Genomic DNA, 8,267 nt, shown 5'->3' with positions numbered 1-8,267 from the left:
GAGCCGCTTCAACCGCCGCATTCAGCGCCAGAATATTGGTCTGAAAAGCGATGCTGTTAATCACCGAGGTGATTTCAGCGATCCGTTTGGAACTGCCGGAGATATCGTTCATGGTGCGCACCACATCATTAACCAACTTACCGCCTTGCTGTGCGGTATACGACGCCTCGGTTGCCAGTTGATTGGCGTGATGAGCATTATCGGCATTCTGTTTAACCGTGGCATTGAGCTGCTCCATACTGGCGGCCGTTTCTTCTACGGCAGCGGCTTGTTGTTCGGTACGGGATGATAAATCGGTATTACCGGCAGCAATCTCGCCGGAGGCATGAGATACCTGACTGACGCCAATGCGGATTTCATCAATCATGGCGCGCAGATTTTCATTCATCCGGGCGACGGCATTCATCAGCAGACCCAGCTCATCGGTACGATTTGAAGTGGTCGCCGCCGTTAAATCTCCGGTCGCAATCCGTTCTGCCATCGCCAGCGTGGTACGCAATGGCACGGTAATTTGACGGGTCATACGCCATGAAATCAGCAAACCGCACAGCAGGGCGGCAATGACGGCAACGGCTAACTGAAATTGCGCATCATTGATTTCATCGTGGGTTCCTTGCAGTTCTTGGGTGAACAGATAGGTTGCCAGCTTGTTCAATTCATTAGCACTGGATTCCATCACTTTGCCGACTTCCAGCTCTTGTTGATAAGCCGGTAAGTAGGCCAGTACATTGGCTTTATAGGCGCTTAGATTGGAGATGACGGGTGCCAGTAACTTTTGCTGATCGGCTGATAACACCGGCATGAATGCATTCGCCGCACTGTTGGCAATATTGATTGAGGTTATCAGCGATGATTCGGCATCTTGATTGTGGTCCAGCAGTAAGCCGCGTGCATTGTAGCGTACGGTCATTAACTTCTGGTTCATCTCCGCCAGCAGGATTTGGGTACGGGTATCTGCCCCTTCATTGAGCAAACTTTGTTGTAACTCGTTGAGATTTTTCTGGGTTTCAGAGATATTCCAGCTTTTGCGCACATCGTCTTTATGTGCCACTGTATTAACAAAATTACTCTGCTGTTGCAGGTATTCCTCTACCACATCATCAATGCTGCCAATCGTTTTACGGTTATCTTCTGACCAGTTAAGGTTTTCGCTTTGGGCCAGAAGATTTTTTATCTTATTGATATGCTCCGAGTTTTCTGTGATGTATTGCAAATCATAAGTACGTTCATATAACGCACGATTATATTTTGCCAGGTTAGCTTCATCGTTAATTTTGTAACTCAGATCGACTTTGTAAGCATGCTCTTCAATTACGGAGAAATGATAAGCGGTGGTACCCGCGATGATCCCGACCAACAACAACATCAGGAAAAAGCTTAATCCCAGCTTTTTACCGACTTTTACGTTTTCAAAGTTACCAAAAACTTTGCTAAATGCGGCCATATTCTGCTCCGTTATGCGGTATTTCTGATGCAAATTAATCAGGTAGGTGAATTGGAGGGAGGTCTAATTATTAGAAGAGTTAAGGGCACTGATGGGTACGTGGGGCAGCCTTGGCAAGAGTGCTTTTCCCGAACGTATTTATGTTCACACCCATGAATTCATATCATGAATGCCAGTGACCTTCTTGTATGATCTATCGGCAGGAATTGGCGAAACTTTAGCAATAAAAATGCCAGCAAGAAAACCTTGCTGGCATGCTTTTTTGGCTATACGACGTACAGTCTATGCGGTTCTGGCTAATTACTTAGCTTGAGCGAAACGCGCTGCCGCTTCGTCCCAGTTAACCACGTTCCAGAATGCTTTTATGTAGTCTGGGCGACGGTTTTGGAATTTCAGATAGTAAGCGTGCTCCCACACATCCAGGCCCACAATCGGGAAGCCTGATGCGCCAGAAACCGCTTCACCCATCAGCGGGCTATCTTGGTTGGCGGTAGAAACAATAGCCAGTTTGCCGTCGTCTTTCAGTACCAGCCAGGCCCAGCCTGAACCAAAACGGGTTGCCGCAGCAGTTTCAAATTTTTCTTTGAAGCTGTCTACGCTGCCGAAATCGCGCTCGATAGCGGCTTTCAGATCACCAGCCAGGGTGGTACCCAGTTTCAGGCCCTTCCAGAACAGGCTGTGGTTAGCGTGGCCGCCAGCGTTATTACGCATAAAGGTGCGTTTTTCCGCAGGAACTTTGTCCAGATCTTTAATCAGATCTTCAACACTGAATTTAGCCAGTTCAGGGAAGCTCTCCAACACCGTGTTTGCATTGTTAACATAGGTCTGATGGTGTTTGGTGTGATGGATTTCCATCGTCTGCTTATCGAAGTGGGGTTCCAGGGCGTCATAAGCGTAAGGCAGGGATGGCAGTGAGTAACTCATAATCATCGTCTCCATAGGTGTAGGGCGGCGCAAAAAAGTAAGCACCGCGTAAGCATTCGGATCATTATAGTTAATTAAATGATATTGAAAATGATTATCAATGCCGTACAAATCACATGGTCTTTCTATTCGCTAATCCGTTGCGGATGGGTATACACCGTTGCTCTGCCGGGTTTACTGAAGCCGATCAGTGTCAGATTACAGCGCTCGGCGACTTCAACCGCTAAGGTAGTAGCAGCAGAAACAGCAAACAAAATCTCTGCGCCGCACATGGCGGTTTTCTGCACCATCTCGTAGCTGGCACGGCTGGAAACCAGCAGCGCACCTTGCTGCCATGGCTGTTTGGCCCGTATTCCCAGCAGCTTATCCAATGCGACATGGCGGCCCACATCTTCACAGCCACCCAACAGCTCACCTTTAGGATTAATCCAGGCGGCAGCATGGGTACAACCGGTCAGTTGACCCACAGTTTGCACCTGCTTGAGCTGTGCCAGCGCGCTATCCAATTGATTCAGGTTAAAGGTTTGAGTGAATGGCAGCGGGGCTATCGGGCGGAAGATATCATCGAGTTGCTCGATACCACAAACACCACAACCGGTACGACCGGCCATTGCGCGACGCCGTTCTTTCAAACCGGCAAAGCGGCGGCTTGATAACTCAATGTTAACTTCTATGCCGTTACCATTGGGCGTGACATCAATAGAGTAGATGTCATTCGGGGCAGTAATAATGCCCTCTGACAACGAAAAACCCAGCGCGAACGCCGCCAGATCTTTCGGGGTTGCCATCATCACCACATGGGAAATACCATTGTACACCAGTGCTACCGGCACTTCCTCCGCCAGCCAGTCCAATTGCGGTTCTGACATTTGATGGCGCTGTAGCACGTTAAGTTGTTTCGCACCGCAGATCCCGGCGGAGAGGTCAATTTCTGAAGGTTTGATCTGGCTCACTGTGCGGTCCTGAAAGTTATAACCCATAATCACAATGTGGTAACATTCACATCAAGAATGGTGTGGGCATAATTCCATTTCCAGAGGAATGTATTCCACACCGATAAAGGTGATATCGCGTGAGCGATTTTAGCGCTTCCGGTTTTGTTGAGGGAAGCGCGAACTGAATTTTAAATTTACATAATGTGACAATGAAGGAGAGACCCATGCAGGTCAGCAGAAGGCAGTTCTTTAAGATCTGCGCTGGCGGTATGGCAGGAACCACGGTCGCGGCACTCGGCTTTATGCCGGCAGTGGCGCTGGCGGAAACGCGCAATTATAAATTGCTGCGCGCCCGTGAGACGCGGAATACCTGCACATATTGCTCTGTCGGTTGCGGGCTTTTGATGTATAGCCTCGGCGACGGCGCGAAAAATGCTAAAGAGAGTATTTTTCACATTGAAGGGGATCCGGATCATCCGGTCAACCGTGGTGCACTTTGTCCGAAAGGTGCGGGGCTGGTGGACTTTATCCACAGTGAAAGCCGCCTTAAATACCCTGAATACCGGGCTCCTGGTTCTGATAAGTGGCAGAGGATCACTTGGGATGATGCATTTGACCGCATTGCTAAGCTGATGAAAGAAGACCGGGACGCTAACTTCATTAAGACCAACGACGCCGGTGTTACCGTCAACCGTTGGCTGAGTACCGGCATGCTGTGTGCTTCGGCATCCAGTAATGAAACGGGTTATCTAACCCAGAAATTTACTCGCGCTCTCGGCATGCTTGCCGTAGACAACCAAGCACGTGTCTGACACGGACCAACGGTAGCAAGTCTTGCTCCAACATTTGGTCGCGGTGCGATGACTAACCACTGGGTTGACATCAAGAACGCGAATTTAATTATCGTCATGGGCGGTAATGCGGCAGAAGCGCATCCGGTGGGGTTCCGCTGGGCGATGGAAGCCAAGATCCACAACCAAGCCAAGCTGCTGGTGATAGATCCACGCTTTACCCGTACGGCATCGGTGGCTGATTTCTATACGCCAATCCGCTCCGGTACTGATATTGCGTTCCTGTCCGGCGTATTGTTGTACCTGATATCCAACAACAAAGTTAACCGCGAATACGTCGAAGCCTATACCAACGCCAGCCTGCTGGTGCGGGAAGATTATGCTTTCGATGACGGCCTGTTTAGTGGCTATGACGCCGACAACCGCAAATACGACAAAACCACCTGGAACTACCAGTTGGATGAAAACGGCTTTGCCAAACGCGATGTCACGCTGCAAGACCCGCGCTGTGTGTGGAACCTGCTGAAAGAGCATGTCAGCCGCTATACACCAGAGGTGGTGTCTAATATTTGTGGCACGCCAAAAGCAGATTTCTTGCAGGTTTGCGAATATCTCGCTGAAACCAGCGTGTCCAATAAAACGGCAACCTTCCTGTATGCCTTGGGTTGGACCCAGCACTCGGTGGGTGCGCAGAACATCCGTACTATGGCAATGATCCAGTTGCTGCTGGGCAATATGGGGATGGCGGGCGGCGGTATTAACGCCTTGCGCGGTCACTCTAATATTCAAGGGTTAACCGACCTTGGCTTGTTGTCACAAAGCCTGCCGGGTTACCTGAATCTGCCGTCAGAAAAACAGCCGGATATTGATACTTATCTAACCGCCAATACGCCGAAAACTCTGCTGCCGGGCCAGGTGAACTACTGGAGCAATTATCCGAAATTCTTCGTCAGTTTGATGAAAAGTTTCTACGGTGATAAAGCCCAGAAGGAGAACGGCTGGGGCTACGACTGGTTGCCGAAATGGGATAAAGGCTACGACGTGTTGCAGTATTTCGAAATGATGTCGCAGGGCAAAGTGAATGGCTATCTATGCCAGGGCTTTAACCCGCTGGCTTCGTTCCCGAATAAAAACAAAGTGGTAGCATCACTGTCGAAGCTGAAGTTCCTGGTCACTATTGATCCGCTCAATACAGAAACCGCGAATTTCTGGCAAAACCACGGTGAATTTAACGATGTCGATCCATCGAAAATTCAGACCGAGGTGTTCCGCTTACCGTCTAGCTGCTTTGCTGAAGAGAATGGCTCGATAGTTAACTCCAGCCGCTGGTTGCAATGGCACTGGAAAGGGGCCGATGCTCCGGCAGAGGCGCTGAACGACGGCGAAATTCTGGCGGGTATCTTTATGCGTATGCGTGAGATGTACCGCCGGGAAGGCGGCGCGGTGCCAGAACAGGTGCTTAATATGACCTGGGACTACCTGACACCGGATAATCCGGCACCCGAAGAAGTGGCGCAGGAGAGTAACGGTAAAGCGCTGGCGGATATCACCGATGCCGACGGCAAAGTGCTGGCCAAAAAAGGCGAGCAGCTTAGCACCTTTGCGCTCCTGCGTGACGACGGTACCACCGCCAGTGGTTGCTGGATCTTTGCCGGTAGCTGGACGCCGGCCGGTAACCAGATGGCGCGCCGTGATAACGCTGACCCATCGGGTCTCGGCAATACGCTGGGCTGGGCGTGGGCGTGGCCGCTTAATCGCCGCATTCTGTACAACCGTGCGTCTGCTGATCCGCAAGGCAAACCCTGGGATCCGAAACGCCAGTTGCTGGAATGGGATGGTGCCAAATGGACCGGGATTGATATTCCGGACTACAGTGCCGCCGCACCGGGTAGCGATGTAGGGCCGTTTATCATGCAGCCTGAAGGCATGGGCCGCCTGTTTGCCCTCGACAAAATGGCTGAAGGGCCGTTCCCAGAACACTATGAGCCATTCGAAACGCCGCTGGGCACCAACCCACTGCATCCGAATGTGATATCCAACCCGGCCGCCCGTGTATTTAAAGACGATTTGGCCGCAATGGGTTCTCATGAGCAATTCCCGTATGTCGGTACCACTTATCGTCTGACTGAGCATTTCCACTACTGGACCAAGCATGCGTTGCTCAATGCCATCGCTCAGCCGGAACAGTTTGTGGAAATTGGTGAAAAACTGGCCGAGAAGAAAGGCATCAAGCAGGGCGATACCGTAAAAGTTAGCTCCAACCGTGGTTTTATCAAAGCCAAGGCGGTGGTGACCAAACGTATTCGCACGCTGAATGTTAATGGGCAGGAAGTGGACACCATCGGTATTCCGATCCACTGGGGATTCGAAGGTGTGGCGAAAAAAGGCTTCCTGGCCAATACCCTGACGCCGTTTGTCGGTGATGCGAATACGCAAACGCCTGAGTTCAAGGCGTTCCTGGTCAACGTGGAAAAGGTGTAACGGAGATAATCTATGTCACTGCAAACTCAAGACATTATCCGGCGCTCTGGCACCAACTCCCTCACGCCGCCGCCACAGGACCGTAACTATCAGGAAGAAGTGGCCAAGCTAATCGACGTCACCACCTGTATTGGCTGTAAAGCTTGTCAGGTGGCGTGTTCGGAGTGGAACGATATTCGTGATGAAGTGGGCCATAACGTCGGGGTATACGATAACCCCGCCGACTTGACTGCCAAGTCATGGACGGTGATGCGCTTCTCTGAAGTTGAAGATGAAGAGAGCGGCAAGCTGGAGTGGCTGATCCGCAAGGATGGCTGCATGCATTGTGCTGATCCGGGCTGCCTGAAGGCATGCCCATCGGAAGGGGCAATCATTCAGTACGCCAACGGTATCGTCGATTTCCAATCAGAACATTGTATCGGTTGTGGCTACTGCATCGCCGGTTGTCCGTTCGATGTGCCGCGTATGAATAAAGACGACAATCGGGTGTACAAATGTACTCTGTGCGTCGATCGTGTCAGTGTCGGCCAGGAACCGGCCTGTGTGAAAACCTGCCCGACCGGGGCGATTCACTTTGGCACCAAAGAGTCGATGAAAGAAGTGGCCGCAGGCCGGGTCGCCGAACTGAAAACGCGTGGTTTTGATAATGCCGGATTGTATGACCCTGCGGGTGTCGGCGGCACCCACGTGATGTATGTATTGCATCATGCGGATAAGCCTCAGTTGTATCATGGCTTGCCGGAGAACCCGACCATCAGCCCGACCATCACCTTCTGGAAAGGTATCTGGAAACCGCTGGCGGCTATCGGTTTTGCTGCGACCTTTGCGGCCAGTATCTTCCACTACGTGGGAGTCGGCCCGAACCGGGTTGAGGAAGAGGAGGACGACGACGACGATAAGCCGGACTCCACACCTTCCGATACGGCAGCCAAAGCACCTGAGTCGACAACCATCGAGCACTCAGATGACGGGGAAACGCGGAAATGAAAAAAGAAAAACGGATCCAGCGCTACAGCGCACCGGAGCGTATAAACCACTGGATAGTGGCCTTTTGCTTTATGCTGGCCGCGATCAGTGGTCTGGGGTTCTTCTTCCCGTCATTTAACTGGCTGATGAATATTTTTGGTACGCCGCAGTTGGCGCGCATCCTTCACCCCTTTGCTGGGGTGATTATGTTCGCCGCCTTCCTAATCATGTTTTTCCGTTACTGGAAACATAACCTGATTAACAAAGAAGACCTGGAATGGGCTAAAAATATTCATAAAATTGCCATGAATGAGGAAGTGGGCGACACGGGACGCTATAATTTCGGTCAGAAGTGCGTATTCTGGGCTGCAATTATCAGTCTGGTGTTGTTGCTGGCCAGTGGTGTGGTTATCTGGCGGCCTTATTTTGCGCCTTCTTTCCCGATCCCGCTGATTCGTTTGGCACTGTTGGTGCATTCGTTGGCGGCGGTGGGATTGATTATCGTGATTATGGTGCATATTTATGCCGCCTTGTGGGTGAAAGGCACCATTACTGCGATGGTGGAAGGCTGGGTACCGGCAGCATGGGCTAAAAAGCACCATCCGCGCTGGTATCGTGAGGTCCGCGCCGAAGGTAAGCGTCAGAAAAAACAGGAAGAGAAACCCTGATGAGTATTCGCATTGTCCCTAAAGATCAATTAGGAAAACAAAGCGAAAAAGGCACAAC

At 51.1% G+C, this 8,267-nt stretch carries 6 protein-coding genes (1 of these 6 cut by a window edge); 3 read left to right on the top strand and 3 right to left on the bottom strand.

From position 1 onward, the window contains the following. The 3 genes from AEP37_RS07870 to fdhD form a co-directional block, all read right to left on the bottom strand. Positions 1 to 1,444, bottom strand: partial view of a methyl-accepting chemotaxis protein gene (locus tag AEP37_RS07870; protein WP_049612158.1) — the 5' portion only. 518 nt of this gene lie to the left of the window's left edge; 1,444 of the gene's 1,962 nt are visible here — the first part of the coding sequence; it begins with the start codon at positions 1,442 to 1,444; its stop codon lies off the left edge, out of view. A gap of 300 nt (positions 1,445 to 1,744) precedes the next feature. Continuing rightward, a complete protein-coding gene (sodA, locus tag AEP37_RS07865; RefSeq protein ID WP_049612156.1) occupies positions 1,745 to 2,368 on the bottom strand; it encodes a superoxide dismutase [Mn] in 624 nt (207 codons plus the stop codon). Positions 2,369 to 2,493: 125 nt separating this feature from the next. Further along, positions 2,494 to 3,348: a formate dehydrogenase accessory sulfurtransferase FdhD gene (gene fdhD, locus AEP37_RS07860; protein WP_050691869.1), complete on the bottom strand. Its 855-nt coding sequence runs from the start codon at positions 3,346 to 3,348 to the stop codon at positions 2,494 to 2,496. Between the two features lie 179 nt (positions 3,349 to 3,527). Between fdhD and fdnG the strand changes: the two genes are divergently transcribed. From fdnG to fdoI, 3 genes are read left to right on the top strand one after another with little or no spacing between them, the layout of a single operon-like run. Then, entirely contained in the window at positions 3,528 to 6,575 is a 3,048-nt protein-coding gene (gene fdnG / locus AEP37_RS07850) for a formate dehydrogenase-N subunit alpha (protein ID WP_156168553.1), read from the top strand. Positions 6,576 to 6,587: 12 nt separating this feature from the next. After that, complete coding sequence (fdxH, locus tag AEP37_RS07845; protein ID WP_049612148.1) at positions 6,588 to 7,562, top strand: formate dehydrogenase subunit beta; 975 nt, start codon at positions 6,588 to 6,590, stop codon at positions 7,560 to 7,562. Next, a complete protein-coding gene (fdoI, locus tag AEP37_RS07840) occupies positions 7,559 to 8,209 on the top strand; it encodes a formate dehydrogenase cytochrome b556 subunit (RefSeq protein ID WP_049612146.1) in 651 nt (216 codons plus the stop codon). The genes fdxH and fdoI overlap by 4 nt, the downstream gene beginning before the upstream one ends. Positions 8,210 to 8,267: the final 58 nt, after the last annotated feature.

The sequence above is a fragment of the Yersinia pekkanenii genome (assembly GCF_001152565.1).
Lineage (GTDB): Bacteria > Pseudomonadota > Gammaproteobacteria > Enterobacterales > Enterobacteriaceae > Yersinia > Yersinia pekkanenii.
The sequence above is the reverse complement of the archived record's forward strand: the minus strand, read 5'-3'. Positions and strand labels throughout refer to the sequence as shown.